Raw genomic sequence first — 26,171 nt, 5'->3', positions numbered from 1 at the left:
CCATGGAAAGTGCCTACAACTACGAAACGCCGGTGATCCAGGGCTTGCTCGACACCGACTACTACACCTTCACCATGATGCAGGCCGTATTGCATCAGTACCCCAACGTCGATGTGGAATACAACTTCATCGTGCGCTCCAAGGAGAAGCTCGGCCACTTGATCCCGCAACTGCGCGCTGAACTTGAGAACATGGCTGGCTTGCAGGCCCGTGAAGGCGAATTGCGCTTTCTGTTCAACCCGCGTTTTCGCGAATACCTCACGCCGGATTACGAGCGCTTTCTCGGCCTGTTCCGTTTCAACCTGCGCTATATCCACGTCAGCGAAGTCGACGGCCAACTGAATATCCGGGTTATCGGCCCGATGCTGCACTGCATCATGTTCGAACAACCGGTATTGGCGCTGGTCAGCGAACTGCGCAACCGTGACAAATACCCCGACGTCACCTTGGAAGACGTCACCCGCAAGCTCTACCAGAAGTTCGACTGGCTGGAGAAAAACCTCAGCCGCGAGGAGTTGGCCGACTTGCGCGTGTCTGACTTCTCCACCCGTCGGCGCCTGTCGTTCAAGGCCCAGCGCGAAGTGGTGGACATCATGCGCCGCGACTTTCCCGGCCAGTTCGTCGGCACCAGCAACGCGCACCTGGCCTACGAATTCGACCTGCCGTTGATCGGCACCATGGCTCACCAATGGCTGATGGTGCACCAGCAACTGGGGCGCCTGCGCGAGAGCCAGAACGCCGCACTGGAGCACTGGGTGGGTGAGTACCGTGGCCGCCTGGGGATCGCCCTGACCGATACGATCAGCACCGATTTCTTCCTCAAGGATTTCGATCTGTATTTCGCCAAGCTCTACGACGGCCTGCGTCAGGACTCCGGCGACCCCATCGCCTGGGCCGACAAGGTGCTGGCCCGCTACAAACAGTTGGGTATCGACCCGATGACCAAGGACCTGATGTTCTCCGATGGCTTGAACTTCGAGAAATGCCTGCCGATCCTGCGGCACGTGCGCGGCAAGGCCAAGTTCGGGTTTGGCATGGGCACCAGCCTGGCCTGCGATGTGGACGGTGTACAACCGCTGAGCATCGTGATGAAGCTGGTGCGGGTGCACGGCGAGCCGGTGGTGAAGTTCTCGGATGACCCGATCAAGAACGTCTGCGAAGACGCCTCGTTCTTGCAGTATGCAGCACAGGTATTCAACGTCGGCAGCGTGGAGGTGTGACATGCAAACCCAGCAACGTATCGCTCAGGAACTGAACATCGACCGCTCGCTGGTCCAGGGCGGCGAGCCCCGCGAGATTCAGCGGCGTATCGACTTCATCAAGTCCACGTTGCGCCAGTCGGGTTGCACGGCGTTGGTGCTGGGCATCAGTGGCGGCGTCGACTCACTGACCGCCGGGCGCCTCTGCCAACTGGCCGTCGAGCAACTGCGCGCCGAAGCGTATGCCGCAAGCTTTATCGCCATGCGCCTGCCCTACAAGACCCAGGCCGACGAAGGCGACGCCCAGGCGTCCCTGGACTTCATCGCCCCGGACCAGATCGAAACGCTCAACATTGCCGCCACGGTCGATGGCTTGATGGCCAGCCTGCGCGCCGCAGAGGCCAGCGCCAGCCATGTAGATTTCATCAAGGGCAACGTCAAGGCCCGGGCACGCATGGTCGCCCAATACGCCGTGGCCAACCTGCACAACGGTTTGGTGGTGGGCACCGACCATGGCGCGGAAGCGTTGATGGGCTTCTTCACCAAGTTCGGTGACGGCGCCTGTGACCTCGCACCGCTGTCGGGCCTGACCAAGACCCAGGTACGGCTGCTGGCCAGCGCTCTCGGCGCACCGGACAATCTGGTGCACAAACACCCCACCGCCGACCTGGAAGAGCTGGCACCGGGCAAGCTCGATGAGCACGCCTATGGCTGTTCTTACGCCGAGATCGATGCCTACCTGATGGGCGAACCGGTGACTGAACGGGTGCGGGCAATCGTCGAGAAGGCGTACCGCCAGACAGCGCACAAGCGTGCGCTGCCGATAGCGCCTGTCTGATCAGCGCTCGATCGACCGGCTCCAGCGCGCGTTCCACTCCGGCCGCGCCTGGTTGACCTGGTCCCAATCAATCGAAATTGCGCTCTGCAAGTAACCCTGCATGGCCTCCACCCGGCCACGGGTCTTGTCGGTGGTAGGGGTGGTCGGGTTCGACGGAATCTGGTCGCCTTCTTCCAGTGCCGGCGCCTGGGCTTCGGCGGTCAGCAAAAACGCCGCGAGTTTCTGCGCCAGTTCCGGCTGGTCATTGCGCGCAATCACGCACTCGGCCACGTTCAGCACCACCGCACCTTCCTTGGGCTGGGCATATTCCATCGGGATGCCGAGCAGTTTCTGAGTGGTGACCTGGGTCGGTGTGAGCGGGAAGATGGCGGCTTCGTCGGTTTGCACCATTTCAGATATTTTTGCGGAGCTGGCGATGTACTCCAGCACATTCGGGCCGATGGTGCTTGGCCAGGCCTTGAAGCCGGGCTCCACATTGCTCTCGTCGCCGCCCTGGATGCGGTTGAACATCAAGAAGCCGTGCAGGCCGAAAGTGGAGGAGGCCAGCGACTGGAACACCACTTTGTCCTTGAAGCGCGGGTCGGCCAGGTCCATCCACGAGGTGGGCGCCGCCCAGCCTTTTTCCTTGAACATCTTGGCGTTGTAGCCAAGGCCGGTCACGCCGAGCGTGACGGCTACGGCTTGATCCTTGATCTTCGCCTTGGCGGGGATCTGCTCCAGGGTCGGATTGGGCGTGAGCTTGTCGCACAGGCCCATGGAGATGGCGCGGTACATGATGCCGTCATCAAGGAACATCACGTGCATCTGCGGGTTGTCTTTGTTGGCCTGGACCTTGGCGAGGATGTCCGACGACGTGCCGGGCACGATCACCACCTTGACGTTATTGGCTTTTTCGAAGGCGGGCAGCACCTTGTCGGCGTACACCCGCTCCATGGTGCCGCCGTTCATGCCCAGGTACAGCGTGGGCGCTGCCTGGGCGGTGCAAGCAAGTGTGGCGAGGGACAAGCAGGACAGTGCAATACGTAGGCTCATGGATGTTTTTCCTCTCAGGCTTGGAAACGACGAATGGAAAACGCTGCAATGGGTTGGCGGCTGGCGCCTGTGCAGACCAGGTCCGCCAGGGCTTCACCGACCGCCGGGCCGAGCTGGAACCCGGCGCCGGCAAAGCCGAAACCGTGGAGCAGGCCGGGTTGGGTGCTGCTGGGACCGATCACCGGTTCATGATCGGGGAGGTAGCCTTCGGTGCCGCTCCAGGTACGGATCGCCTGCGCGCCCTGGAGAAACGGGTACAGCTCAGTGGCGTTGCGCAAGATCTCCAGCACGGCCGCTTGCCCGGGACGGGCCGTCAGCGGGCCCAGGGCGAAGCCGCGGCCGCCGCCCAGGATGCAATTGCCGCGGGCGACCTGGCGCGCGTAAATCCCACCGCCTTCAACGCCGGTACTCACCGTCATCACCACCTGCAGCGGTTCGGTCACCAGCATCGCCGGGTGCGCCGCAGTGATGGGCACCGGCTCGCCAAACTGTGCGGCGACGGTGCCGGCCCACGCGCCGGCACAATTCAGCAGCCAGGGTGCGTGTAAGTGCAGGCCGTTGGCACAGCGCACCTGGAAACACGCTCCGTCGTGCTCAATGCCAATCACTTCGGCCTGCTCAAAGATCGTTGCGCCCAGGCGTTGCGCGGCACGGGCGAAGGCCGGCGACACCAGGCGCGGGTTGGCATGGCCGTCCTCGGGGCACAGCGAAGCACCGACCGCGATGTCGCCCACCCAAGGGAACCTGGCGCGCAGCTGCGCGTGATCGAGCAGTTGCAAGCCCAGGCCGAATCCTCGCGTCTGGTCTGCGTAAGCCTGCAACGCGGCGAAATCCGCGTGACTGCGCGCCAACTTCAGATGCCCGGAGCGCACGTACTCGCCATCGATACCGATCAACCCCGGCAAGTCCGCCCAGAGCTGATGGGCGCGTTGCGACAGCGGCAGTTGATGCAATGGCCGACCCTGACGCCGCACGCCGCCATAGTTGACACCGCTGGAATGGGAGCCGCAAAAGTCCCGTTCCAGCAGCGCCACGCGCTGGCCGCGCTGCGCGAGCATCAGGGCCGCCGATGCGCCAACAATGCCACCCCCCAGCACAATGACGTCGATCATGGTTGCACCTGCACGCCAAATGGCAGTGGCTTGATCGGTGCCTGGCCGCGCAGCCGCCCGACCTGCTCAATGCCTCGGCCACTGTGTTCGGCAATGATTTCCGCCGCCGCCAAACCGCACATGCGGCCCTGGCAGCGGCCCATGCCGACGCGGCAATGGGCCTTGACCCGGTTGATCTCCCAGTGGCCTTCGTCGACCACCGCGCGCACATCGCCCACGCTGACTTCCTCGCAACGGCACAGGATCAACGCATCGGGCGCCTCGGCTGCCCACTGCTGCGGGAAGGGGAAGGCGGTTTCCAGGCCCTGGCGAAAGCGCTGGATGCCCGCCAACTGCTGCTCCAGCCAGGCGGCGCGGCGCTGATCAATGGTGATAGCCAAATCATCCAGCAGCGCCAAGGCTGCCCGCTCACCGGCCATGTGGGCAGCCTCCGCGCCCATGATGCCGGCGCCGTCGCCAGCCAGGTACACCGCGTCGGCACTGCTGCGCCCGGCGCTGTCGCGTTGCGGCAACCAGGCACGATTCAGGGCGTTCCAGGCAAATTCGCAGCCGAGCAGGTCCGCCAGCTGGGTTTCGCTGCGCAACGCATGGGCGAAGGCCACCGCATCACAGGCCAGGCTCTGTTCAGCCCAACGGATGGCGCTGACCCGTTGTTCACCGTCAATCTGCTTGAGCGTCACCCCCTGATGTACGGGAACCCCATGGGCCGTGAGCCAGGCGCGGTAGTACAAGCCCTTGGCCAACGTCAGCGGTTGCCCGAGCAACGCCGGCAATGCCCGGCATTGAGCGCCGAAGGGCGCGCTGTCGAGCACCGCCACCACGTTGGCCCCGGCCTTGGCGTATTGATACGCCACCAGATACAGCAACGGCCCGCTGCCGCAAAACGCCACGCGCTCACCGATGGCACAGCCTTGAAACTTCAAGGCGATTTGCGCAGCGCCAAGGCTGTACACCCCAGGCAGGGTCCAGCCCGGCACCGGCAGCATACGATCGGTAGCGCCGGTGGCAACGATGATGCGCGAGTACGCAAGGCTTTCGGCACGGCCGTGATGGAGCAGGTCCAGGCGACCGCCTTCGGCATTCCACACCAGGGTTTCGGGCCGGTAGTCGAGCAACGGCGCCAATTCATCCATCGTGCGGTGTACCGCTTCAGCCTTGCCCGCTTCAAAACCGTAAAGCTGCTTGGCCGAACGCTGGAAGTTCGCCGGTTGCCGCCGATAAATCTGCCCGCCGCCGCGCAGGCTTTCATCGATCAGGCACGGTTTGATGCCATGTTCGAGCAGGGTACGCGCCGCACTGATCCCCGCCGGGCCTGCGCCCACAATCACCACCGGCTTCATGCTTGGCGCCCCGGGTCGCGGCTGATGGCCTGGCCCTCTTCCAGGAGCGTCGAGCAGGCCCGTACGCGCCGCCCGTCCTCCAGCCGTACCCAGCAATCCTGGCAGGCGCCCATCAGGCAGAACCCGGCGCGGCGCTCGGCGCTGAAATCGCTGCCTCGCAGGTGATCGGCGCAGGTCAGGATGGCCGTGAGCAGGGTGTCGCCCAGCAGCCCCGTGGCCGGTTGCCCGTCCAGGGTAAAGGCCAGGGCAGGGCGCGTGGTTTCGGCCAATCGCTTGAACAGCGCCATCAGTGTTTCCCCACCAGGACGCGGTCCAGGCCGTAGACCCGATCCAGCACAATCATGGTAATCGCCGTCAACCCGATCACCAGCGCCGACACTGCCGCCATCATGGGGTCGATGGATTCGGTGGCGTAGACGTACATGCGCACCGGCAGCGTTTGCGTGGCCGGTGAGCTGACGAAGATCGACAGCGTCACTTCATCGAAACTGTTGATGAATGCCAGTAGCCAGCCGCCGGCCACGCCGGGCAGGATCATCGGCAGGGTGATCTGGCGAAACAGCGTAAAGCGCCCGGCACCGAGGGATTCGGCCGCTTGCTCGGCACTGCGGTCAATGCCGATGGCGGCCGCCAATACCAGGCGCAGCACATACGGCGTGATGATCACCACGTGCGCCAGCATCAGCCAGGTGAAGCTGCCGTTGACGCCCATCAGCGCAAACAGACGCAGCATCGCCACCCCCAGCACCAGGTGCGGGATGATGATCGGCGACAGGAACAAGGCACTGCAAAAATTGCGTCCGGGGAACTGATAGCGGCTGATGGCCAAGGCGGCGGGCACCGCAATCAGTGTGGCCAGGCTTGCCGCCGTGAAGGCCAGGACCAGGCTGTTATAGAACGCCTGGATAAAGTCCGCGCGCTCGAACACTGCACGAAACCAACGCAGGGAAAACCCCGATGTGGGCAGGCTCAAGGTGTTTTCCGGGGTGAAGGCCACCAGGCACACCACCACCAGCGGCGCCATCATGAACAGCACCACCAGGCCGTGAAAACCCAGGGCCAAAGGACCGTTTCTGGACATGCGCTTAAACCCCCAGGGACTTTTTGTAGCGGCTTTCGACCATGCGGTTCCAGCTCAGCATGATCAGCAGGTTGACCAGCAGCAGCACCACCGCGATGGTCGCGCCCATGGGCCAGTTGAGTTCCGAGAGGTACTGGTCGTACACCACGGTGGCGACCATTTTCAGGCGCCGCCCGCCCAGCAGGCCGGGAATGGCGAATGAGCTGGCGGCCAGGCCGAATACGATCAAGGTGCCGGACAACACGCCGGGCATCACCTGCGGCAAGACGATCTTGCGCATCACCGTGGCCTGGCTTGCGCCCAACGAAAGCGCCGCCTGTTCAGCCGACGGGTCGAGTTTTTGCAGCGAGGTCCACACCGGAATGATCATGAACGGCAGCATCACGTGCACCAGCGCGATGATCACGGCAAATGGCGTGTACAGCAGCTTCACCGGGCGCCCGCCGAGGGCCTGGATCACTTGATTGACCAAGCCGTCGGCGCCTAGCAGCAAGCTCCAGCCGAAGGCGCGCACCACCACCGAGATCAACAGCGGGGTGAGGATCAGGATCAGGAAAATCGAGCGCCACGGGGTACCCATGCGGCTGAGGATGTAGGCCTCGGGCACGCCGATGACCACGCACAGCAAGGTCACCAAGGCGCTGATCCAGAAGGTGCGCCAGAAGATTTCGTAGAAATACGCATCGCGCAGCAAAGACAGGTAATGGGCGAAGGTCCACTCATCGGCCTTCACGCCGACCTGATAGTCGAACACGTTGAACGACAGCACCAAGGTCAAGCCCAGCGGCAGCAGCAACAGCCCGGTAAACAGGGCCAGGGCCGGCAACGACAATAAGTAGCCCCGACTCATGGGCACACCTCATCCGCCGCCAAGACGCGCAACAACTCGGCTTGCCACTGCAGGCCCACCGCCGTGCCGCAGCCCAGTGGCACGCTGCCGTCGTTGCTGCAGGCCACGGTGATTTCGCCGAGCGGGGTGTGGACGCGGTACAACCATTGGCTGCCGAAGAAGTAGCGGTCGCGCACGCTGCCTTGCAGGCGGCCGAGGCCGGCGTCTACCAGTTGGATTTTCTCCGGGCGCAGGCTCAGGGTCAGTTCACCGCTGCCGCCTGCCTGGCGCACTTGCGGGTTGCCGAGTGCGTCGTAGTCGCCGGGCAACAGGTTGGCTTTGCCGACGAAGTCCGAGATAAACCGGGTGCGCGGGTGCTCATAGAGTGTGTACGGCGCGTCGATCTGGGTCACACGCCCGGCCTGCATCACCACTACGCGGTCGCTGATCGACAGTGCTTCGGCCTGGTCGTGGGTGACCATCAAGGTAGTGATGCCCACGGCGCACTGGATGCGGCGAATTTCAAATTGCATTTCTTCGCGCAGGCTGGCGTCGAGGTTGGACAGCGGTTCGTCCAGCAGCAACACCGGCGGTTCGATCACCAGCGCACGCGCCAGGGCCACCCGTTGGCGCTGGCCGCCGGACAGCTCGCGCGGGTAGCGCTCGGCATGTTGCGCCAGGCGTACCAGCTCCAGCACGTTTTTGACCTGGGTGGCGATTTGGCTGGCTGGCACTTTGCGCATTTTCAGGCCGAACGCGACGTTGTCGCGCACGCTCATGTGCGGGAACAGCGCATAACTCTGGAACACCACGCCCAGGCCGCGACTGGCGGGCTTGGCGTGAGTGATGTCGCGACCGTCGAGCAGGATTTGCCCGCCACTGACGTCCACGAAGCCGGCGATCATTTGCAAGGTGGTGGTCTTGCCGCAACCCGAGGGGCCGAGCAGGGACACGAATTCGCCTTTTTCCACCGCAAGGTCGGTAGCGACCACCGCGTCGACGGCGCCATAGCGTTTGCTCAAGGCGTTGAGTTGGAGAAATGCCATAGTGCGTTCCACCTTTTTGAGTCGCGTCAAGACGCGCTTTTTTGTTTTGGGCAGATGCGAAAGAAGTGTCGCGGGTGCGTTGGCGCTCGATCTCAAGTCGGCTGCCGATTGTTGTTCATTTCGCCCCTGTGAACGCAGATTAGGACGAAGAGCCGGAAGGGTGGAAGATGGAATTTCACTGAATGAAGTATTATTTTCAGTTTTATTCAATGGTCAGAATAGTTGAGGCTTTTCGATGGAAAATGATTCCACTGAGCGGAATATCGAGAGCAGGGAAGTCGGCGCGGGCAGTGTGTCTCGGCTGTTTGCGTTATTGCGCACGCTGGGTACGGTGCCGGAAGGCGGCGAACGCGTGACCCAACTGGCGCAGCAGGTGGGCCTGTCCCAGCCCACTACCCACCGCCTGCTGCGCAGCCTGGTGGACGAGGGCATGGTCGAGCAGGATGCGCGCAGCAAGCGCTATCGCCTGAGCCTGGAGTTTTTCGCGCTGGCGGCGAATGCGGGCAAGACCGGCAACCTGCGTGACCTGGTGCGGCCAAGCTTGCTGCGCCTGAGCGCGTCCCTGGGCGACTCACTGTTTTTGCTGGCCCGCAGCGGTTTTGATGCGATTTGCCTTGACCGCAGCGAAGGTCCATACCCGATCCGCACCTTCACCGGCGATATCGGCGGGCGCGTGGCGCTGGGTGTCGGGCAGGGCAGCCTGGCGATCCTGGCGTTCCTGCCGGAGGAAGAGCGCGAAACGGTGATCCGCTACAACTTGCCCCGCCTCAAGGACTTCCATCTGTATGACGAAGTGCTGTTGCGTTCGGAGGTGGAGAACGTGCGCCAGCTTGGCTATGCGGCGCGCAATACCGGGGTGCTGGAGGGCATGGCCGGGCTGGCGGTGCCCATCCTCAATCGCGAGGGGCATGCGGTGGCGGCGTTGAGTGTGGCAACCATCAGCGACCGGCTGGGGCCGAGCCGCTTACCGATGGTGGTGGAGTTGTTGAAGCGCGAAGCGGCGGCGATCGGGCCGCGGATCAATCCGTTTGATCCGACCTTGCGCCGGCCTTCACAGACGTTTGGGGGATAACTCATTTTTGCGGTACCCCCTATCGCCCCGCACAGGTCTAGATCGCGGCCAGGGCTACCGACGTGGCTGCCGTGCGGGTCTCCACGCCGAGCTTCACATAGACATGCTCCAGATGTTTGTTCACCGTCCTCGGACTCAACCCCAGAATATCCCCGATATCCCGGTTGGTCTTCCCACACGCCACCCAGCGCAACACCTCCACCTCGCGCTCGGTCAGTTGGAATCTGGCTGACAGCAGCCTTTGTGCCGGCGCATCTTCAAGCGTCAGTACACTCGGCTGCCGTGCCTCCCTTGCCGACAGCAAAATACGCGACGTGCGCAAATGTGCCGCCACCCGTGCCAGCACTTCATCGGTCTGGATCGGCTTGGTCACGTAGTCGCTGCCACCTACCTCAAACCCCTGCACGACATGCTTGCTATCGGTCAGCCCGGTCATGAACACCACCGGAATGTCTGCGCTGGCAGGCTGCGCCTTGAGCCGACGGCAGGTCTCGAAGCCGTCCAGGCCGGGCATCATCGCGTCCAGCAGGATCAGGTCCGGGCGCCGGCGTTGCACGCGGTTCAACGCGCTGAGGCCGTCGAGGGCAACCAGTACCATATAGCCCGCGTCGTCGAGGGCGTCGGAGAGCATGGCCAGGTTATCCGGGGTGTCGTCCACGATCAGCACGACGCCGGGTTCATTACTGGTCAATGCATTCATCTGCGGCCTCCTTGAGGGTTCGGTTGAGTTCATCCAGGCGGAAGCCCTTGAGCAGCCCGCGGACCTTGCTGATAAAAGGTTCGGTGTCCGGGCGCTGTTCAAGGAGGGTGTCGAGTTTGGCATGCAGGCCCCGCACATAGCCGATGGCGCTGAGCTCGGCGAGTTCAGCCAGGTCTGCAGGGCTGGGCAATACGCTGGGCGGTGGCGGTGGTATCCGACTTTGGGTGCGCCGCAGCCATTGCAGGCCCAGGTGCTGTTGCAAGCAGCCGAGCAGCTCCGGCGTGCGCACGGGCTTGGCCAGGTAATCGTTGCAGGCGGCGGCAATGCTGCGTTCGCGGTCGTCGGTGAACGCGTTGGCCGAGATCACGATGATCGGCGCGGTGGACAACGCATTGCGGCGGATCAGGCGGCTGGTTTCATAGCCATCCAGGGTCGGCATCGAGAGGTCCATCAGGATCAGGTCGGGCGCCAGCAGCGCCACCTGGCGGATTGCATCCTGGCCGTTGCTGGCCTGGATCACCTCGAAACCCAGCGGCGTGAGCATGCCGCTGAGCACCTTGCGATGATCCACATGGTCATCCACCACCAGAATGCGCCGTCGCGTGCCTTGATAGCCAATGATGTCGTGCTCGACATGTACCACCGCTTGCGGTGCGCGCACCTGCGACAGGAACAGCCGCACCTGGAAGCAGGTGCCCTTGTCCAGCTCACTGGTGACCCGCAGTTCGCCGCCCATCAAGGACGTGAGCATGCGGGTGATGGTCAGCCCCAGGCCCACGCCATTGCCCTGGCGCATCAGGTCGCCGCGTTCGAACGGTTGGAAAATCCGCTCCAACTGGCCGGGGTCGATGCCGATACCGGTGTCGATGATTTCAAAGTTGGCGGTCTCGCGCCTATAGCTGACCCTCAGGCACACCTCGCCGCTGTCGGTGAAGTTCACCGCATTGCCCAACAGGTTGATCAGAATCTGGCGCACGCGTTTTTCATCGCCACGCACCACGGCGGGGATCTTGCCCACGCAGTCCAGGCGAAAGCGCAGGCCCTTGTCCCGGGCTTGCGGAGTGAACATCTGTTCCAGGTCGTGGAGCAGCTCGGGGAAGGGGATCTCGGTGGGTTCCAGGCGCAACTTGCCGGCCTCGATCTTGGCCACGTCGAGCAGGCCGTCGATCAGCGAGACCAAGTGCGAGCCGCTGCGCAAAATGGTTGCTAGCGCATCCTGGTGCTGTTCGGGCATGGCGCTGTCACGCTGCAGAATCTGGGTGAAACCGAGGATGCTATTGAGCGGCGTGCGCAGTTCATGGGACAGGCCGGTGACGTAGCGGCTCTTGGCGGCATTCGCCGCTTCGGAGGCCTCCTTGGCTTGTTGCAGCGCCTGGTCGGTGAGGCTGTGGGCGTCGATTTCCTGCATCAGCAGCAGGGTCTGGCGGTCGGATTCTTCCTGGGCCACGCCACGGCTTTCGCGGGTCAGCACCACCCACCAGGCGAGCACCGCGGCCAACACGGATAACGTCAGGAAAGCCTTGAAGAACGCCTGGTACAAGGTTTCCGAATGCGGCAAGCCTTGCGCTGCCTGCACATAGATCAAGGCCAAGGCACCGGCGAGCATCAACACCAGCGCCATCAGCAATCCGAGGTAATGTGCCAACCGGGTATGCAAGCGTGGCATCAGCGTATTGGGCAGCAACCAGCGCAGTACGCTTTCGAACTGGGTGACTAAACGGGCGTGGGGCTTGCAACGATCTCCGCAACGCGCATCCAGCGAACAGCACAGCGAACAGATCGGCGTGCCATAGGCCGGGCAGAACGCCATGTCCGCCGTCTCGAACGGGTTGCTGCACAGCCCGCAGACCGCGTGCGTCGCGCAGGCAACCGGGTGAATCAACTGCACGTCGCTGGTACGGGCGATGTAGTACTTGCCCTGGGTCAGCCAGGCCAACAGCGGCGCCATCACCAGCGCGGTACCCAGTGCCACGAAGGGCGGCGCGGCATGGGCCAGGGCGCCGAACAGGCCAAAGTGCGCGAGGATCGACAGCAATGAGGCAATCAGCATCGAGCCGACGCCTACCGGGTTGATGTCGTAGAGGTGCGCGCGCTTGAACTCGATGTGCCTGGGCGACAGGCCCAAAGGCTTGTTGATCACCAGGTCGGCCACCAGGGTGCCGATCCAGGCAATCGCGATATTGGCATAGAGCCCCAGTACCTGATCGATCACATCGAACACGCCCAACTCCATCAACATCAGCGCAATGGCCACGTTGAACACCAGCCACACCACACGGCCCGGGTGACTGTGGGTGACCCGGGCAAAGAAGTTGGACCAGGCCAGCGAGCCTGCATAGGCATTGGTCAGGTTGATCTTCATCTGCGAAATGAACACGAACAACACCATGGCGCCGAGTGCCCATTCCGGTGAGCTGAACACATAGCGGAACGCGACCAGGTACATCTGGGTCGGTTCGGCGGCGCGCTCCATGGGGATTTCATGTTGCAGCGCGAGAAATGCCAGGAACGCCCCGCCGAACATCTTCAAGGCGCCGGGGACGATCCAGCCGGGGCCGGCACACAGCAGGGCGGCCCACCAACGCTTGCGGTTGGCAGCAGTTTTTTCCGGCAGGAAGCGCAGGTAGTCCACCTGTTCGCCGATTTGCGTCACCAGCGACAGCGCCACGGTGCAGGCGGCGCAGAACGCCAGCAGATTGAAATCGCCGCCGTCGGCGTTGCGCCCGACGAAGCTGGTCCAGTCGCTGAAAGCGTCGGGGTTTTTCCACGCCACAAAGCCGTAGGGCAACACCAGCAACAGCAGCCAGATCGGTTGCGTCCACAATTGCAGGCGGCTGATCAGGGTCACGCCGTAAGCCACCAACGGGATCACCAGCAGTGAGCAGATCACATAGGCCAGGGCCAGCGGGATATGGAAATACAGCTCCAGGGCCAGGGCCATGATCGCTGCTTCCAGGGCAAAGAACAGGAAGGTGAAGCTGGCGTAGATCAGCGAGGTGATAGTCGAGCCGATGTAACCGAAGCCGGCACCGCGAGTGAGCAGGTCCATGTCCACACCGTAGCGCGCGGCGTAGTAGCTGATGGGCAGGCCGCTCAAGAAAATTATCAGGCTGATGGCGAGGATCGCCCAGAAGGTGTTGGTGAAGCCGTAACTCAAGGCCAGCACACCGCCGATGGCTTCCAGCGCCAGGAACGACACCGCGCCGAGGGCCGTGTTGGCAATGCGCAGTTCCGACCATTTGCGAAAGGACTTGGGGGTGTAGCGCAGGGCATAGTCTTCCATGGTCTCGTCGGCGACCCAAGTGTTGTAGTCGCGGCGGATCTTGATGATGCGCTGGGTACCGGGAGGGGGCTGCACGGTGGAAGGCTCCGGGAAGTGGGCGAGATTGATCAGCAAATTCCATGCCCCGACAGCCACCAGGATCCAAATGTGCGAGCGGGCTTGCTTGCGAATGCGGTGTGTCTGTAACAGATGGGGTGACAGCTACCGCGCATTCGCGAGCAAGCCCGCTCTCACTGGGGATCTCCAGTGCCTGGGGGAGCGTGATCCTGCCCTGGATTGGTGCGCCGCGGCATACGTCAAATGACGTACACCGTTACGTCAGGCTGCGTATACCCGAGCCGGCTGACTGCCGCCATGCTGGACACCTCATTGCAGAGGAGTCGCCCCATGGCAATACGATTGATCCGCTCCACACCGCTGTTGGCCTTGTCATTGCTGGCGGCCGCTCTGTTCAGCCAGGGCGTGCTGGCCGATAACGAAGGCCTGGCCGTGACCCCCACCGAAGTCACCGTCGGCCAATTGCATTCGGCCACCGGCACCATGGCTATTTCCGAGACCGGCTCGATCCAGGCCGAGCGCCTGGCCATCGAACAGATCAACGCCTCGGGCGGGATCCTGGGACGGCAGATCAAGGTCATTCAGGAAGACGGCGCCTCCGACTGGCCGACCTTCGCCGAAAAAGCCAAGAAACTGCTGGTCAACGACAAGGTTGCCGCGGTGTTCGGCTGCTGGACGTCGGCCTCGCGCAAAGCCGTGCTGCCGATCTTCGAGAAAGAAAACGGCCTGCTGTACTACCCGACCTTCTATGAGGGCCTGGAACAGTCGAAAAACGTGATCTATACCGGGCAGGAAGCCACCCAGCAGATTCTCGCCAGCCTCGACTGGATCGCCAAGACCAAGGGCGCCAAGACCTTCTACCTGGTCGGCTCCGACTACATCTGGCCGCGCACCTCGATGAAGATCGCGCGCAAGCACATTGAAAACGTACTGCACGGCACCGTGGTCGGCGAAGACTACTACCCCTTGGGCAACACCCAGTTCGGTTCGCTGATCAACAAGGTCAAGCTGAAAAAGCCTGACGTGGTGTTTGCCGCCGTGGTGGGCGGTTCCAACGTGGCGTTCTACAAACAACTCAATGCCGCAGGCGTGAATGCCTCCAAGCAGACCTTGCTGACCCTGTCGGTCACCGAAGACGAACTGCTCGGCATCGGCGGCGAGAACATGGCCGGTTTCTATGCCTCGATGAAGTACTTCCAGAGCCTGGACAATCCTAACAACAAAGCCTTCGTCGAAGCCTTCAAGGCCAAGTACGGCAAGGATGCGGTGATCGGCGACGTAACCCAGGCAGCCTACCTCGGCCCATGGTTGTGGAAAGCGGCGGTGGAGAAGGCCGGCAGTTTCGACGTGGATAAAGTGGTGGCCGCGTCCCCGGGCATCGAACTGAAAACCGCGCCGGAAGGCTATGTGAAGATCCACGAGAATCATCACCTGTGGAGCAAGTCGCGCATCGGCGAAGTGCAGCCGAACGGCCAGTTCAAGGTGATCTACGAGTCGGACCTGATCGAGCCGAACCCATTCCCGAAAGGCTACCAGTAACGGGTTTCACCTGTGGGAGGTGGCTTGCCCTAATGCCACCTCCCACATAAAGCCAAGGCAGCCCGCATTTCATTTCTCTGCAGGAGACCATCATCATGGAATGGCTATCGGAATTTGGAGCCATCGCGGCGATGCAGGGGTTCAACGGTTTGTCCGTGTTCTGCGTGCTATTGCTGATGGCATTGGGGCTGGCGATCATCTTTGGCCAGATGGGCGTCATCAACATGGCCCACGGTGAGTTCCTGACCATCGGCGCCTACACCACCTACGTGTGTTCCAGCCTCACGGCGCACTTTGCACCGAGCTTCCAACCCTATTACTTCTTCTTCGCCATCGCCCTGTCATTCCTCGTCGCCGGTGCCATTGGCTGGCTGGTGGAATGGGCGATGATCAGCCGGTTGTACAAGCGCCCGTTGGACACTTTGCTTGCCACCTGGGGCTTGTCGCTGGTGATGCAACAGACCTTCCGGTCGGTATTCGGTGCCCGTGAAGTCAGCGCAGAACCACCGGCATGGCTGATGGGGTCGGTGAACTTCACCGATGCCATCGAGATCCCGCGCAACGGCCTGTTCATGATGGGCCTGACCCTGCTGCTCACCGCTGCGATCTTCCTGATGCTCTACCGTTCGCGCTGGGGCTTGCAGGTACGCGCCACGGTGCAGAACCGTCTGATGAGCCGTGCGGTGGGTATCAATACGCGCAAGGTCGACCGCATGACTTTCGCCCTGGGCTGCGGCGTGGCCGGTGTGGCCGGCGCGGCATTCACCACGATTGGCTCGACCGGGCCGACGGCGGGCTCGCAGTACATCGTCGACACTTTCCTGGTGGTGGTGTTCGGCGGCGCGCAAAGCCTGTTCGGCACCATCGCCTCGGCTTTCGTGATTGCCCAGACCCAATCGCTGTCGGAGTTTTTTCTCAGTGGCTCGATGGCCAAGGTGCTCACCTTGTCCTCGGTGATTCTGATCCTGATGCTGCGCCCGCAAGGGTTGTTCTCCATCAAAGTGCGCAAGTAGAGGCGACCGGATGAAGGCTTTAGACAAGCTGCTGGGCGGCCAGCAAAACCTGATCGGCATCGTGTTGCTGGCGTTGTTGATCCTGGTGATATTTCCCCTGACCCTGGATGCGTTCCGCCTGAACATGGTCGGCAAATACATGACCTACGCGTTTGTCGCGGTCGGCCTGGTGCTGTGCTGGGGCTATGGCGGCATCCTCAGCCTGGGGCAGGGCGTGTTCTTCGGGGTTGGCGGCTATTGCATGGCGATGTTCCTCAAGCTTGAGGCCTCGGACCCGGAAAGCACCAAGATTCAATCGACGCCGGGCATCCCGGACTTCATGGACTGGAACCAGATCACCGAACTGCCGTGGTTGTGGCAGCCATTCCACAGTTTCAGCTTCACGCTGGTGGCAGTGATTGCGGTGCCGGTGCTGCTGGCCTTCATCATCGGCATGGCGCTGTTCAAGCGGCGCGTGGGCGATGTGTATTTCTCCATTGTCACCCAGGCAATTGCGCTGATTCTCACGGTGCTGATCGTCGGCCAGCAAGGTCTGACCGGCGGCGTCAATGGCATCACCGACCTCAAGACCCTGCTTGGCTGGGACCTGCGCACCGACAGCGCGAAGATGACCCTGTACTTCATCAACGCCGGGTTGCTGTTCGGCTGCATCCTGATTGGCCGTTTCATCCTGGCGTCGAAGCTTGGCCGGCTGCTGATGGCCATGCGCGACAAGGAAGAGCGCGTGCGTTTCTCCGGCTATGACGTGGCCAGCTTCAAGATCTTCGTGTTCTGCGTGGCGGCTGCCTTCTCGGCGATCGGCGGGGCGATGTTTGCCTTGCAGGTGGGTTTCATGTCGCCTTCGTTCGTGGGCATCGTGCCATCGATCGAGATGGTGATCTTTGCGGCGGTGGGTGGGCGCATGTCGCTGCTGGGCGCGGTGTACGGCGCGCTGCTGGTGAATTACGGCAAGACGTACTTTTCCGAGTCGTTCCCCGAGTTGTGGTTGTACCTGATGGGCGGGCTGTTTATCGCGGTGGTGATGTATTTCCCCAATGGTCTCGCCGGGCTATGGGACAGCCATGGTCGCCAGGCGCTGGCGAAACTGTTGCGACGCAAACCGGTAGTGCAAGCCCCGATTAAAGCCAAGGCCAGCACCAAGATCCTGGAGACCCAACCATGACCGCCGTCGGTTTTGAAATGAACAAACCGGTGCTCGCCATCGAAGGTCTCACCGTTTCGTTCGACGGTTTCAAGGCCGTCGATAACCTCAACCTGTATATCGACCGCAATGAAGTGCGCGTGGTGATCGGCCCCAACGGCGCGGGCAAGACCACCGTACTCGACCTGATCTGCGGCAAGACCCGCGCCACCAGCGGCAGTATCCAGTTCGATGGCCAGGAACTGACCAGGATGCGCGAGTACAACATTGTGCGGGCCGGGGTCGGGCGCAAGTTCCAGAACCCGTCGATCTACGAGAACCTCACGGTGTTCGAAAACCTGGAAATGTCCTACCCGGCGGGGCGCAAGGTGTGGGGCGCGCTGTTCTTCAAGCGCAGTGCCCAAGTCATCCAACGGGTAGAAGCGGTGGCGCAAGAAATCTTTCTTGGCGACTTGCTGCAACAACAGGCTGACCTGCTGTCCCACGGGCAAAAACAGTGGCTGGAAATCGGCATGTTGCTGATGCAGGACCCCGAGTTGCTGATGCTCGACGAACCCGTCGCGGGCATGAGCGTCAACGAGCGCGCGCAAACCGCCGAGCTGCTCAAACGCATCAGCCAGGGCCGTTCGGTGCTGGTGATCGAGCACGATATGGAGTTCGTCAAAAGCATCGCCCACAAAGTCACGGTGTTGCACCAGGGCAAGGTGCTGGCCGAGGGCAGCATGGAGTCGGTGCAAAGCAACCCGAAAGTCATCGAAGTGTATTTGGGCCACTGAGGAAACAGGTATGTTCAAGATCGACCAGTTGTCCTGCGGCTACGGGCAGAGCCAGATCCTCCATGACCTGCATCTGGACGTCGCAAAGCGTGAAATCGTCGCTGTGATGGGCCGCAACGGCATGGGCAAGACCACCCTGTTCAAGAGCCTGATGGGCATCCTGCCGCAGTGGAAAGGCCAGGTCAGCGTGGACGGCCACGATGTGTCGGCGCTGGAAACCCATGAACGGGTGGCACGTGGCATCGCCTATGTGCCTCAGGGCCGCATGATTTTCCCGAGCATGACGGTGTTGGAGAATATCCAGACCGGCCTGCCGGCGTCGGCACGCGGCAAAGTGCCGGAAGACTTGTACGCACTGTTCCCCGTGCTCTACGACATGCAATCGCGCAAGGGTGGCAACCTCTCCGGCGGCCAGCAACAACAGTTGGCGATCGCCCGTGCGTTGGCGACCAATCCCAAGGTGCTGTTGCTGGATGAACCGACGGAGGGCATCCAGCCGTCGATCATCAAGGACATTTCGCGCACGCTGAAGGAGATTCGCAACCTGCGCGACCTGACTATCGTGGTGTCGGAGCAGGTGCTGTCGTTCACCCTGGACATCGCCGACCGCTTCCTGGTGATCGAGAAGGGGCGGTTTGTGATCGAAGAGACCCGGGACCGGGTCGACGAAGCGACGATCAGCCGCTATCTGTCGGTGTGAAAAGTGCTGCGCGCTTGACCTGCAAGCTCTTGCAGATCAAGCGCGACAAACTTCAGGCCACGTTGAAAAACGCCACCTGGGTGCTCAAGCGGTCCGCTAGCTCCACCAGTTCATGATTGGAGTTTTCTACCTGTTCGGAACGGGCCGCCGACTGCACGGTGGAGCTGTGGATGCGTGTGACGTTCTGCGCGACTTCTTCGGCGGCGGCGCTTTGCTGGACTGCGGCACTGGCGATCTGCGCATTCATCGCGTTGATCGCGCCCACTTCCTGGCTGATCTTGCCCAGTGCCGCTTGTGAGTCGCGGGTCTGCGCCACGGTGACCTGGGCCAGGCTGCGGCTGCGTTGCATGATGCCCGCGGCGTCCTGGGTGCCGCTTTGCAGCTTGCCGATCATGTCGCGGATTTCCTGGGTGGACGCCTGGGTGCGCGTCGCCAGCGAGCGGACTTCGTCGGCCACCACCGCAAAACCACGACCCTGTTCACCGGCCCGCGCCGCCTCAATGGCGGCGTTGAGTGCCAGCAGGTTGGTCTGGGCGGCAATCGCGTTGATCACTTCGATCACGGTCTCGATGTTTTCACTGTCACTGGACACCTGGTTTACCCGGCTGGTGGCCTGGTCGAGGATCGTCGCCAGCTCCTCGATGGCCACGGTGACCTCGCCCACCAGGCGATGGCCGCTGTCCACTTCGGCATCCGCCAGGCTCGTCGCTTTCGATGCGGTCGAGGCGTAGCCCGAAACCTCGCTGACCGAGGCGGCCATTTGCGTGATCGCGGCCGCTACATGCTGGGCCTCGCTGGTTTGCAGGGTGATCTGCTGGCGGTTGTCACTGGCCACCGTCAACAGGGTGACCGAGGAGTGGCGTAGCGCCTGGGCCGCCGAGCGTACTTCGGTGATGGTGTCGCGCAGACGCGCCAGGGCGTTTTTCAGGATGCCCATCACGCTATCGGGGTAGCGGGTTTCGATGAGCTGGTTCAAATCGCCATTGGCCAGGCGACGGATCGCTTGGGCGACTTCTTCCGGCTCGGCACCGAGGGTCGCCTTGACCTGGCGAATGATCAGCAGCGATACCAGCACACTCAAGACGATTGCCACGGCACTGGCCAGCAGCATCAGCACGGCAAAATTGCCGGCTGCCGATTGCACCGTGTCCAGGCGTTGCTTGATCTGGGCTTCCTCGAAGTCGATCAATGCATTCACGCGCTTGAGCCATTCGGTGTAGTACGGCGATGCCTGGGTCAGCAGCAGCTCCTGGGCGCCGGCAATGTCATTGCCGCGACGCAGGCTGATCACGCGTTCGGTGGAGGCCAGGGCCTGGGTCTCGATGGCCTTGATATCCCCCAGAAGCCGGGATTCTTCGGCGCCGGCCGTGGTCTGGGCGAACAGGCGATCCATCAGCACCGCCGAGTCCTGGTAATCGCGTTTGAGTTGCTCGATCTCGGCCAAGTGGTGGCTGAGCGTCGTCTCATCCTTGACCAGTACCGCGTCGCGAATGGCGATGGCGCGGTTGTGCACGCTGCCACGGAAGTTGATCGCGTAGCGTTGGACCACGGCGGCTTTTTCGCCGACATCCTTGAGCGTGCTGTCGATAAAGCCCACGCGTTGAATACCGACCGCAGTGATCAGCACCAGTAACGACAGGGTGGACGCGAAGCCCAGTCCGATGCGCATCGCCAACGACACAGGTTTTTTCATGGAAAGCTCGATATTCGGGAGGGCAAGGAGTGATGGCTAAAAGCTATCTTTGCCGCGAATCTATCTATCTGCCTGCCACGGGTCCAATCAGTAAATACTTAAACCATCATCGAGCAAATTGATGGAATAAAACCTGGATTCATACGTCATCCGACGTATTTCCCGTTTTTCCTGGCCGCCTGAGACTGGATCCCACGCCTTGTCATCCTTCCCAGGAGCCAGTCCATGACCGAAACACTGATCAAAGTCGACCTCAACCAGCCTGTTACCGAGAACGAGCACATCCACAACCGCTGGCACCCGGATATCCCGATGGCGTGCTGGGTCAAGCCGGGTGATGACTTCATCCTTGAAACCTACGACTGGACCGCCGGCGCGATCAAGAACAACGACGACGCCAGTGATGTGCGCGATGTGGACCTGTCCACCGTGCATTACCTGTCCGGGCCGGTAGGTGTGCACGGCGCCGAGCCGGGGGACCTGCTGGTGGTCGACTTGCTGGATATCGGCGCCAAGGCGGATTCCCAGTGGGGCTTCAATGGGTTTTTTTCGCGCCAGAACGGCGGCGGCTTTCTCACCGATCACTTCCCCCATGCGCAAAAAGCGATTTGGGATTTCAAAGGCATGTTCACCAGCTCGCGGCACATTCCCGGCGTGAACTTCGCCGGCCTGATTCATCCCGGCCTGATCGGCTGCCTGCCCGATCCGGTGATGCTCGCCGACTGGAACCGCCGCGAACAGGAACTGATCGACACTGACCCGACCCGTGTCCCGCCACTGGCCAATGCACCGCTGGCCGCCACAGCCCATATGGGCAAGATGAAAGGCCAGGCGCGTGATGATGCCGCCGCGACCGGCGCGCGTACGGTGCCACCGCGTGAACATGGGGGTAACTGCGATATCAAGGATCTGTCCCGGGGTTCGAAGATCTTCTTCCCGGTCTATGTCAAAGGCGCGGGACTGTCGGTGGGCGATTTGCACTTCAGCCAGGGCGACGGCGAAATCACCTTTTGCGGCGCCATCGAAATGGCCGGCTGGGTGCATATGAAAGTCGAGCTGATCAAGGGCGGCATGGCCAAGTACGGGATCAAGAACCCGGTGTTCAAGCCGAGCCCGATCACGCCGAACTACCAGAACTACCTGATCTTCGAAGGCATCTCGGTAGACGAACAGGGCCAGCAGCACTACCTGGATGTCAACGTCGCCTACCGCCAGGCCTGCCTGAACGCGATCAACTACCTGACCAAGTTCGGCTACTCGCCGGCCCAGGGTTATGCGCTGCTCGGCTCCGCGCCGGTGCAAGGGCACATCAGCGGCGTGGTGGACATCCCGAATGCCTGCGCGACCTTGTGGTTGCCGACGGAAATCTTCGAGTTCGACATCAACCCCAGCGCCAACGGCCCGACCCGGTTCCTCGACGGCAGTATCGACCTGCCCATCGCCCTGGACCTGTAGCCATGCCGACCTACGAATACCCCTGCGACAGCTGCGGCACCTTCACGATGTTGCGCCCAATGGCGCAGCGCAACGAACCCAGCCAATGCCCGTACTGTGAAGGACCTGGCGGGCAACTGCTGGTATCGGCCCCGGCGCTGCAAACCCTGTCGGCAAACCAGCGCAAGGCTATCGCCGGCAACGAGCGCAGCGCCCACGCGCCGCAAACCGTCGGCGAATACCAGGAAAGTCGCAAGCACCCGGTCGGTTGCAGTTGCTGCGGTACGAGTAAAAAAGTCGTGCCGAGCAAGGCCAATCCCTTGGGGCTCAAGACCAGGACCGGCCCACGGCCGTGGATGATCAGTCACTAGAACAGGAGCATTGCAATGCGCCATGGCGACATTTCCAGCAGCCCGGACACCGTCGGTGTAGCGGTGGTGAACTACAAGATGCCGCGCCTGCACAACAAGGCCGAAGTCATCGATAACGCCAAGAAGATTGCCGAGATCATTGTCGGCATGAAGCAGGGCCTGCCCGGCATGGACCTGGTGGTGTTCCCCGAGTACAGCACCATGGGCATCATGTACGACCCTGAAGAAATGATGGCTACCGCGGCGAGTATTCCCGGCGAGGAAACCGCAATCTTCTCGGCGGCCTGCCGCCAGGCAAATACCTGGGGCGTATTTTCCCTGACCGGCGAGCGCCACGAAGAGCATCCGCACAAGGCGCCTTACAACACGCTGGTGTTGATCAATAACCTCGGCGAGATCGTGCAGCGTTATCGCAAGTGCATTCCCTGGTGTCCGATTGAAGGCTGGTATCCGGGGGACCGTACCTACGTATGCGACGGGCCCAAGGGCATGAAAATCAGCCTGATCATCTGCGATGACGGTAACTACCCGGAGATCTGGCGCGACTGCGCGATGAAAGGCGCCGAGCTGATCGTGCGTTGCCAGGGTTATATGTACCCGGCCAAGGAGCAGCAGGTGCAGATGTCCAAGAGTATGGCCTGGGCGAATAACTGCTACGTGGCGGTGGCCAATGCGGCCGGGTTCGACGGTGTGTATGCGTACTTTGGCCACTCGGCAATCATTGGCTTCGACGGGCGTACTCTGGGCGAATGTGGCGAGGAGGAAATGGGCATCCAGTATGCGCAGCTGTCGGTGTCGCAGATTCGCGATGCACGGGCCAATGACCAGTCACAGAACCATCTGTTCAAGCTGCTGCACCGTGGCTACACCGGCATGCATGCCTCGGGGGACGGCGACAAGGGCGTGGCGGACTGTCCGTTCGAGTTCTACCGCAACTGGGTGCTGGACGCACGAAAGGCGCAGGAGACTGTCGAGCAGTTCACTCGCAGCGCGGTAGGCGTCGCCGCGTGCCCGGTGGGGCAATTGCCTCACGGCGGCGAAAAGAGATAGCGGAGTAGGCTGAGTTTGAGCCGGCGCTTGCCGCATGCCTGTTGCAAGGCGGCGCCCAAAAGCACAGGAAGATGGGATCCAATTGCGGTATAACCCTCGGACGCTTTAGTGACCCGAGGCCCCGTTTTTCATGCAAAGCCCCTTGCAACGCCCGCTTTGGCAGATCTACCTGCTCTTTCTGGCACCGATGGTGCTGTCCAACTTTCTACAGAGCTTTTCCGGCACCCTCAACGGTATCTACGTTGGGCAGATGCTCGGCACCCAGGCGTTGGCAGCGGTGTCGGGGATGTTCCCCATCGTGTTTTTCTTTATTGCCCTGGTGATCGGTCTGGGGGCGGGCGCCTCGGTGCTGATCGGTCAGGCCTGGGGTGCCCAGGAAACCTCAATGGTCAAGGTGATCACTGGCGCCACCCTGACCTTGGGCGCGCTGGTAGGCTTGGTCGCGGCGGTGCTGGGCAGCCTGTTTGCGCGCCCGGCCTTGCAGGCGTTGGGCACGCCGGTTGATGTCTTGGAGGAGGCCGTCGGGTATGCCCAGATGATGATGTTGATCATGCCGCTGTTGCTGGTCTTCATCCTCTACACCCAGTTGTTGCGCGGCGTCAGTGACACGATATCGCCGCTGCTGGCGCTGATGGTGTCGACGTTGGCCGGCCTGCTGCTGACACCGGCGCTGATTCGCGGCTGGCTCGGCCTGCCGCCCCAGGGTATCCAGAGCGCGGTGTACGCAGGGCTGGTGGGTAACACCCTGGCGATGCTGTTCCTGATGCTGCGCCTGCGGCATAAAAACCATGTGATGGCACCGGACCGTGAGTTGCTCGGCGCCTTGCGCCTGGACCGCGTGATTCTCGGTAAAGTCCTGCGTATCGGCCTGCCCACCGGCTTGCAGATGGTGGTGTTGTCGCTGTCGGAGTTGGTCATTCTCGCCCTGGTCAACGGCCACGGTTCCCAGGCCACGGCGGCGTATGGCGCGGTGACGCAGATCGTCAACTATGTGCAATTCCCGGCATTGTCGATCGCCATTACCGCCTCGATCCTGGGCGCCCAGGCGATCGGTGCCGGGCGCCTGGAACGTATCGGGCCGATCCTGCGCACGGGCCTGCTGATCAATACCTGCCTGACCGGTGGCTTGATCGTGCTCGGCTACCTGCTGTCGCATTGGCTGCTGGGGTTGTTCATCACCGACGAGGCTGCGCGAGTCAACGCCGAACACCTGCTGCACATCATGCTGTGGAGCGTGCTGGTCTTCGGTTTCCAGGCGGTGATCGGCGGGATCATGCGTGCCAGCGGCGTGGTGCTGATGCCGGTCGCCATCTCGATCTTCTGTGTGCTGTGCGTTGAGCTGCCGATGGCGTACCTGTTCAATGCGCATTTCGGCCTGGAAGGGGTGTGGATGGCGTTTCCGGTGACCTACCTGGCAATGCTGGCCTTGCAGACTGCGTATTATCGCGTGGTATGGCGGCACAAGCAGATCAAGCGCTTGGTGTGATACAAGCTTGCACAAATCCACAAAACAAGACGTTTGATTGATGGCAAATCCCTACGCCGAGCTGTTCCAGGCGCCTGGCTCGCGCGCTTTCGTGTTGGCCGGCATGTTGGCGCGCATGCCGGTGTCCATGACCGGTATCGGGCTGATCACCATGCTCTCGCAGGTGCACGGCGGTTACGGCCTGGCGGGCTCGGTGGCGGCGGTGTTTGCCTTGGCCACGGCCTTGTGTGCGCCGCAGGTTTCACGTTTGGTTGACCGTTACGGCCAGGGCCGGGTCCTGCCGATTGCCGCGTTGATCGGCGGCGGGGCCTTGTTGCTGTTGTTGCTGTGCACCTATGTGCAAGCTCCTGACTGGACACTGTTCGTATTCGCGGCCTTCGCCGGTTGCATGCCCAATATGTCGGCCATGGTGCGGGCGCGCTGGACCGCGTTATATCGCGGCCAACCCAAGCTGCAAACCGCGTTTGCGCTGGAATCGGTGCTGGATGAAGTGTGCTTCATCATCGGCCCGCCGATATCGGTCGGCTTGTGCGTGGTGGTGTTCCCGCAGGCCGGGCCGTTGGTTGCGGCTTTGCTGCTGGCGGTGGGCGTCACCACCTTTGTGCTGCAACGCGCAACCGAGCCGCCGGTCCACGAACACCAGAGCCATCATGGCCGCTGGCTGATCGCTTCGCCCTCGGTGTTGATCCTGATGGTGCTGTTGCTGGCCATGGGGGTGATCGTGGGCGTCGTGGATGTGGTCAGCGTGGCCTTTGCCCAGCAGCAAGGCCAGCCGGCCGCGGCGAGCATCGTGTTGTCGGTGTATGCCATCGGTTCGTGCCTGGCCGGGCTGGCTTTCGGCGCCTTCAAGCGCAAGGCGCCGTTGCCCCGGCAGTTCCTGTTCTGCGGTGTGGCGACCGCGTTGAGCACATTGCCGCTGCTGCTGGTGAGCAATATTCCCGGCCTGGCGCTGACGGTGTTCGTCTCCGGGTTGTTCTTCGCGCCGACCCTGATTGTGTCCATGGCCCTGGTGGAGCAGATCGTCCCACCCAGCCGCCTGACCGAAGGCATGACCTGGCTGATCACCGGCCTGAGCATCGGCGTGGCCATGGGGGCCGCCAGTTCGGGTTGGATGATTGACCACTACGGCGCCACCCGTGGGTTCTGGGTGGCGCTGATGGCGGGGGCGGTGGTGCTGGGATCAGCGGTGGTAGGGTATCGGCGGTTGGGCTGATGCGGCCCCTCTGCTTGTCCTGCAACAGTTCGGTGACCTGGCGCCGCTCACCCTAGGCCAGGCATTTCACTCGCAACATCAGTTGCTTACGGGTTTCGTGTAGGACCGTTCCCTGTCGCTGCGTTCCAGCAGATACCGGTCCCAACCCCCCCCGCTAATTTTTCCC

At 62.2% G+C, this 26,171-nt stretch carries 23 protein-coding genes and 1 pseudogene; 13 read left to right on the top strand and 11 right to left on the bottom strand.

What is annotated here, in order from left to right; genetic code table 11:
* Window positions 1–2 precede the first annotated feature (2 nt).
* Both pncB and nadE read left to right on the top strand, forming a co-directional pair.
* Window positions 3–1,220, top strand: coding sequence for a nicotinate phosphoribosyltransferase (pncB, locus tag ACQRBT_RS25060; protein ID WP_244383778.1), 1,218 nt, complete (start codon window positions 3–5; stop codon window positions 1,218–1,220).
* 1 nt (window position 1,221) lies between these two features.
* Entirely contained in the window at window positions 1,222–2,037 is an 816-nt protein-coding gene (nadE, locus tag ACQRBT_RS25055) for an ammonia-dependent NAD(+) synthetase (protein ID WP_412047630.1), read from the top strand.
* Here nadE and ACQRBT_RS25050 read toward each other — a convergent pair whose 3' ends face one another.
* Genes ACQRBT_RS25050 through ACQRBT_RS25020 form a run of 7 tightly spaced genes read right to left on the bottom strand, consistent with a single transcriptional unit; the run spans window position 2,038 to window position 8,477 of the window.
* On the bottom strand, window positions 2,038–3,069 hold the full coding sequence (locus ACQRBT_RS25050) for an ABC transporter substrate-binding protein (RefSeq protein ID WP_060755348.1): 1,032 nt from the start codon (window positions 3,067–3,069) through the stop codon (window positions 2,038–2,040). It abuts the gene before it with no gap.
* Window positions 3,070–3,083: 14 nt separating this feature from the next.
* The gene (locus tag ACQRBT_RS25045) at window positions 3,084–4,181 is read right to left on the bottom strand and encodes an NAD(P)/FAD-dependent oxidoreductase (protein ID WP_412047631.1); all 1,098 of its coding nucleotides are present in this window, start codon (window positions 4,179–4,181) and stop codon (window positions 3,084–3,086) included.
* A complete protein-coding gene (locus ACQRBT_RS25040) occupies window positions 4,178–5,521 on the bottom strand; it encodes an NAD(P)/FAD-dependent oxidoreductase (protein ID WP_412047632.1) in 1,344 nt (447 codons plus the stop codon). Before ACQRBT_RS25040 ends, ACQRBT_RS25045 begins: the two co-directional genes overlap by 4 nt.
* Window positions 5,518–5,808, bottom strand: a complete 291-nt coding sequence (locus ACQRBT_RS25035; RefSeq protein WP_060755345.1) for a (2Fe-2S)-binding protein — start codon at window positions 5,806–5,808, stop codon at window positions 5,518–5,520. The genes ACQRBT_RS25040 and ACQRBT_RS25035 overlap by 4 nt, the downstream gene beginning before the upstream one ends.
* Window positions 5,808–6,602 (bottom strand): ABC transporter permease, encoded by a 795-nt coding sequence (locus ACQRBT_RS25030; RefSeq protein WP_412047633.1) that lies wholly within the window; start codon window positions 6,600–6,602, stop codon window positions 5,808–5,810. The genes ACQRBT_RS25035 and ACQRBT_RS25030 overlap by 1 nt, the downstream gene beginning before the upstream one ends.
* A 4-nt stretch (window positions 6,603–6,606) precedes the next feature.
* Window positions 6,607–7,452, bottom strand: a complete 846-nt coding sequence (locus tag ACQRBT_RS25025; RefSeq protein ID WP_244383774.1) for an ABC transporter permease — start codon at window positions 7,450–7,452, stop codon at window positions 6,607–6,609.
* Complete coding sequence (locus ACQRBT_RS25020) at window positions 7,449–8,477, bottom strand: ABC transporter ATP-binding protein (RefSeq protein ID WP_060755342.1); 1,029 nt, start codon at window positions 8,475–8,477, stop codon at window positions 7,449–7,451. The genes ACQRBT_RS25025 and ACQRBT_RS25020 overlap by 4 nt, the downstream gene beginning before the upstream one ends.
* Before the next feature lie 235 nt (window positions 8,478–8,712).
* Here ACQRBT_RS25020 and ACQRBT_RS25015 point away from each other — a divergent pair, with 235 nt between their 5' ends.
* A complete protein-coding gene (locus tag ACQRBT_RS25015; RefSeq protein WP_412047634.1) occupies window positions 8,713–9,549 on the top strand; it encodes an IclR family transcriptional regulator in 837 nt (278 codons plus the stop codon).
* 37 nt (window positions 9,550–9,586) lie between these two features.
* Here the strand turns inward: ACQRBT_RS25015 and ACQRBT_RS25010 are convergent, their stop codons facing one another.
* Complete coding sequence (locus ACQRBT_RS25010) at window positions 9,587–10,249, bottom strand: response regulator (protein WP_060755340.1); 663 nt, start codon at window positions 10,247–10,249, stop codon at window positions 9,587–9,589.
* The gene (locus tag ACQRBT_RS25005) at window positions 10,230–13,607 is read right to left on the bottom strand and encodes an ATP-binding protein (RefSeq protein ID WP_060755460.1); all 3,378 of its coding nucleotides are present in this window, start codon (window positions 13,605–13,607) and stop codon (window positions 10,230–10,232) included. Before ACQRBT_RS25005 ends, ACQRBT_RS25010 begins: the two co-directional genes overlap by 20 nt.
* Window positions 13,608–13,919: 312 nt before the next feature.
* Here ACQRBT_RS25005 and urtA point away from each other — a divergent pair, with 312 nt between their 5' ends.
* The 5 genes from urtA (at window position 13,920) to urtE (ending at window position 18,758) form a co-directional block, all read left to right on the top strand.
* Entirely contained in the window at window positions 13,920–15,128 is a 1,209-nt protein-coding gene (gene urtA, locus ACQRBT_RS25000) for an urea ABC transporter substrate-binding protein (protein ID WP_060755339.1), read from the top strand.
* A 95-nt stretch (window positions 15,129–15,223) separates the two neighbouring features.
* Complete coding sequence (gene urtB / locus ACQRBT_RS24995; protein ID WP_060755338.1) at window positions 15,224–16,141, top strand: urea ABC transporter permease subunit UrtB; 918 nt, start codon at window positions 15,224–15,226, stop codon at window positions 16,139–16,141.
* A gap of 10 nt (window positions 16,142–16,151) precedes the next feature.
* Complete coding sequence (gene urtC, locus ACQRBT_RS24990) at window positions 16,152–17,303, top strand: urea ABC transporter permease subunit UrtC (protein ID WP_412047635.1); 1,152 nt, start codon at window positions 16,152–16,154, stop codon at window positions 17,301–17,303.
* Window positions 17,300–18,058, top strand: coding sequence for an urea ABC transporter ATP-binding protein UrtD (gene urtD, locus ACQRBT_RS24985; protein ID WP_060755336.1), 759 nt, complete (start codon window positions 17,300–17,302; stop codon window positions 18,056–18,058). Before urtC ends, urtD begins: the two co-directional genes overlap by 4 nt.
* Before the next feature lie 10 nt (window positions 18,059–18,068).
* Window positions 18,069–18,758, top strand: coding sequence for an urea ABC transporter ATP-binding subunit UrtE (urtE, locus tag ACQRBT_RS24980; RefSeq protein ID WP_104993389.1), 690 nt, complete (start codon window positions 18,069–18,071; stop codon window positions 18,756–18,758).
* A gap of 52 nt (window positions 18,759–18,810) precedes the next feature.
* Here the strand turns inward: urtE and ACQRBT_RS24975 are convergent, their stop codons facing one another.
* Together ACQRBT_RS24975 and ACQRBT_RS24970 are read right to left on the bottom strand one after the other, a co-directional pair.
* The gene (locus tag ACQRBT_RS24975; protein ID WP_411984738.1) at window positions 18,811–19,518 is read right to left on the bottom strand and encodes a methyl-accepting chemotaxis protein; all 708 of its coding nucleotides are present in this window, start codon (window positions 19,516–19,518) and stop codon (window positions 18,811–18,813) included.
* Between the two features lie 417 nt (window positions 19,519–19,935).
* A pseudogene (locus ACQRBT_RS24970) lies at window positions 19,936–20,427 on the bottom strand (MCP four helix bundle domain-containing protein); the annotation flags it as partial.
* Window positions 20,428–20,676: 249 nt separating this feature from the next.
* Here ACQRBT_RS24970 and fmdA point away from each other — a divergent pair.
* The 5 genes from fmdA to ACQRBT_RS24945 all read left to right on the top strand — a co-directional run bounded on the left by fmdA (window position 20,677) and on the right by ACQRBT_RS24945 (window position 26,005).
* Entirely contained in the window at window positions 20,677–21,906 is a 1,230-nt protein-coding gene (gene fmdA / locus ACQRBT_RS24965) for a formamidase (RefSeq protein ID WP_060755333.1), read from the top strand.
* Between the two features lie 2 nt (window positions 21,907–21,908).
* Window positions 21,909–22,256, top strand: coding sequence for an FmdB family zinc ribbon protein (locus ACQRBT_RS24960; protein ID WP_060755332.1), 348 nt, complete (start codon window positions 21,909–21,911; stop codon window positions 22,254–22,256).
* A 15-nt stretch (window positions 22,257–22,271) separates the two neighbouring features.
* A complete protein-coding gene (locus tag ACQRBT_RS24955) occupies window positions 22,272–23,306 on the top strand; it encodes an aliphatic amidase (protein ID WP_060755331.1) in 1,035 nt (344 codons plus the stop codon).
* Between the two features lie 130 nt (window positions 23,307–23,436).
* A complete protein-coding gene (locus ACQRBT_RS24950; RefSeq protein WP_060755330.1) occupies window positions 23,437–24,792 on the top strand; it encodes an MATE family efflux transporter in 1,356 nt (451 codons plus the stop codon).
* A 40-nt stretch (window positions 24,793–24,832) separates the two neighbouring features.
* A complete protein-coding gene (locus ACQRBT_RS24945) occupies window positions 24,833–26,005 on the top strand; it encodes an MFS transporter (protein ID WP_412047636.1) in 1,173 nt (390 codons plus the stop codon).
* Window positions 26,006–26,171: the final 166 nt, after the last annotated feature.

The sequence above is a fragment of the Pseudomonas sp. R19M genome, from assembly GCF_050312585.1.
Classification (GTDB): domain Bacteria; phylum Pseudomonadota; class Gammaproteobacteria; order Pseudomonadales; family Pseudomonadaceae; genus Aquipseudomonas; species Aquipseudomonas palleroniana.
Note: the sequence above shows the minus strand (reverse complement) of the source record. Positions and strands in the feature narration are given on the sequence as shown.

Bases quoted from the DNA above. Each gene is read 5' to 3' on its own strand.
- urtE (WP_104993389.1), top strand. From the start codon at position 18,069: ATGTTCAAGATCGACCAGTTGTCCTGCGGCTACGGGCAGAGCCAGATC.
- ACQRBT_RS25040 (WP_412047632.1), bottom strand. From the start codon at position 5,521: ATGAAGCCGGTGGTGATTGTGGGCGCAGGCCCGGCGGGGATCAGTGCG.
- ACQRBT_RS24960 (WP_060755332.1), top strand. From the start codon at position 21,909: ATGCCGACCTACGAATACCCCTGCGACAGCTGCGGCACCTTCACGATG.
- nadE (WP_412047630.1), top strand. From the start codon at position 1,222: ATGCAAACCCAGCAACGTATCGCTCAGGAACTGAACATCGACCGCTCG.
- ACQRBT_RS25015 (WP_412047634.1), top strand. From the start codon at position 8,713: ATGGAAAATGATTCCACTGAGCGGAATATCGAGAGCAGGGAAGTCGGC.
- ACQRBT_RS24950 (WP_060755330.1), top strand. From the start codon at position 23,437: ATGCAAAGCCCCTTGCAACGCCCGCTTTGGCAGATCTACCTGCTCTTT.
- ACQRBT_RS25030 (WP_412047633.1), bottom strand. From the start codon at position 6,602: ATGTCCAGAAACGGTCCTTTGGCCCTGGGTTTTCACGGCCTGGTGGTG.
- ACQRBT_RS25025 (WP_244383774.1), bottom strand. From the start codon at position 7,452: ATGAGTCGGGGCTACTTATTGTCGTTGCCGGCCCTGGCCCTGTTTACC.
- ACQRBT_RS25035 (WP_060755345.1), bottom strand. From the start codon at position 5,808: ATGGCGCTGTTCAAGCGATTGGCCGAAACCACGCGCCCTGCCCTGGCC.
- pncB (WP_244383778.1), top strand. From the start codon at position 3: ATGGAAAGTGCCTACAACTACGAAACGCCGGTGATCCAGGGCTTGCTC.
- fmdA (WP_060755333.1), top strand. From the start codon at position 20,677: ATGACCGAAACACTGATCAAAGTCGACCTCAACCAGCCTGTTACCGAG.
- urtA (WP_060755339.1), top strand. From the start codon at position 13,920: ATGGCAATACGATTGATCCGCTCCACACCGCTGTTGGCCTTGTCATTG.
- ACQRBT_RS25020 (WP_060755342.1), bottom strand. From the start codon at position 8,477: ATGGCATTTCTCCAACTCAACGCCTTGAGCAAACGCTATGGCGCCGTC.
- ACQRBT_RS25010 (WP_060755340.1), bottom strand. From the start codon at position 10,249: ATGAATGCATTGACCAGTAATGAACCCGGCGTCGTGCTGATCGTGGAC.
- ACQRBT_RS25045 (WP_412047631.1), bottom strand. From the start codon at position 4,181: ATGATCGACGTCATTGTGCTGGGGGGTGGCATTGTTGGCGCATCGGCG.
- urtD (WP_060755336.1), top strand. From the start codon at position 17,300: ATGACCGCCGTCGGTTTTGAAATGAACAAACCGGTGCTCGCCATCGAA.
- ACQRBT_RS25050 (WP_060755348.1), bottom strand. From the start codon at position 3,069: ATGAGCCTACGTATTGCACTGTCCTGCTTGTCCCTCGCCACACTTGCT.
- urtB (WP_060755338.1), top strand. From the start codon at position 15,224: ATGGAATGGCTATCGGAATTTGGAGCCATCGCGGCGATGCAGGGGTTC.
- urtC (WP_412047635.1), top strand. From the start codon at position 16,152: ATGAAGGCTTTAGACAAGCTGCTGGGCGGCCAGCAAAACCTGATCGGC.
- ACQRBT_RS24945 (WP_412047636.1), top strand. From the start codon at position 24,833: ATGGCAAATCCCTACGCCGAGCTGTTCCAGGCGCCTGGCTCGCGCGCT.
- ACQRBT_RS24975 (WP_411984738.1), bottom strand. From the start codon at position 19,518: ATGGCCGCCTCGGTCAGCGAGGTTTCGGGCTACGCCTCGACCGCATCG.
- ACQRBT_RS24955 (WP_060755331.1), top strand. From the start codon at position 22,272: ATGCGCCATGGCGACATTTCCAGCAGCCCGGACACCGTCGGTGTAGCG.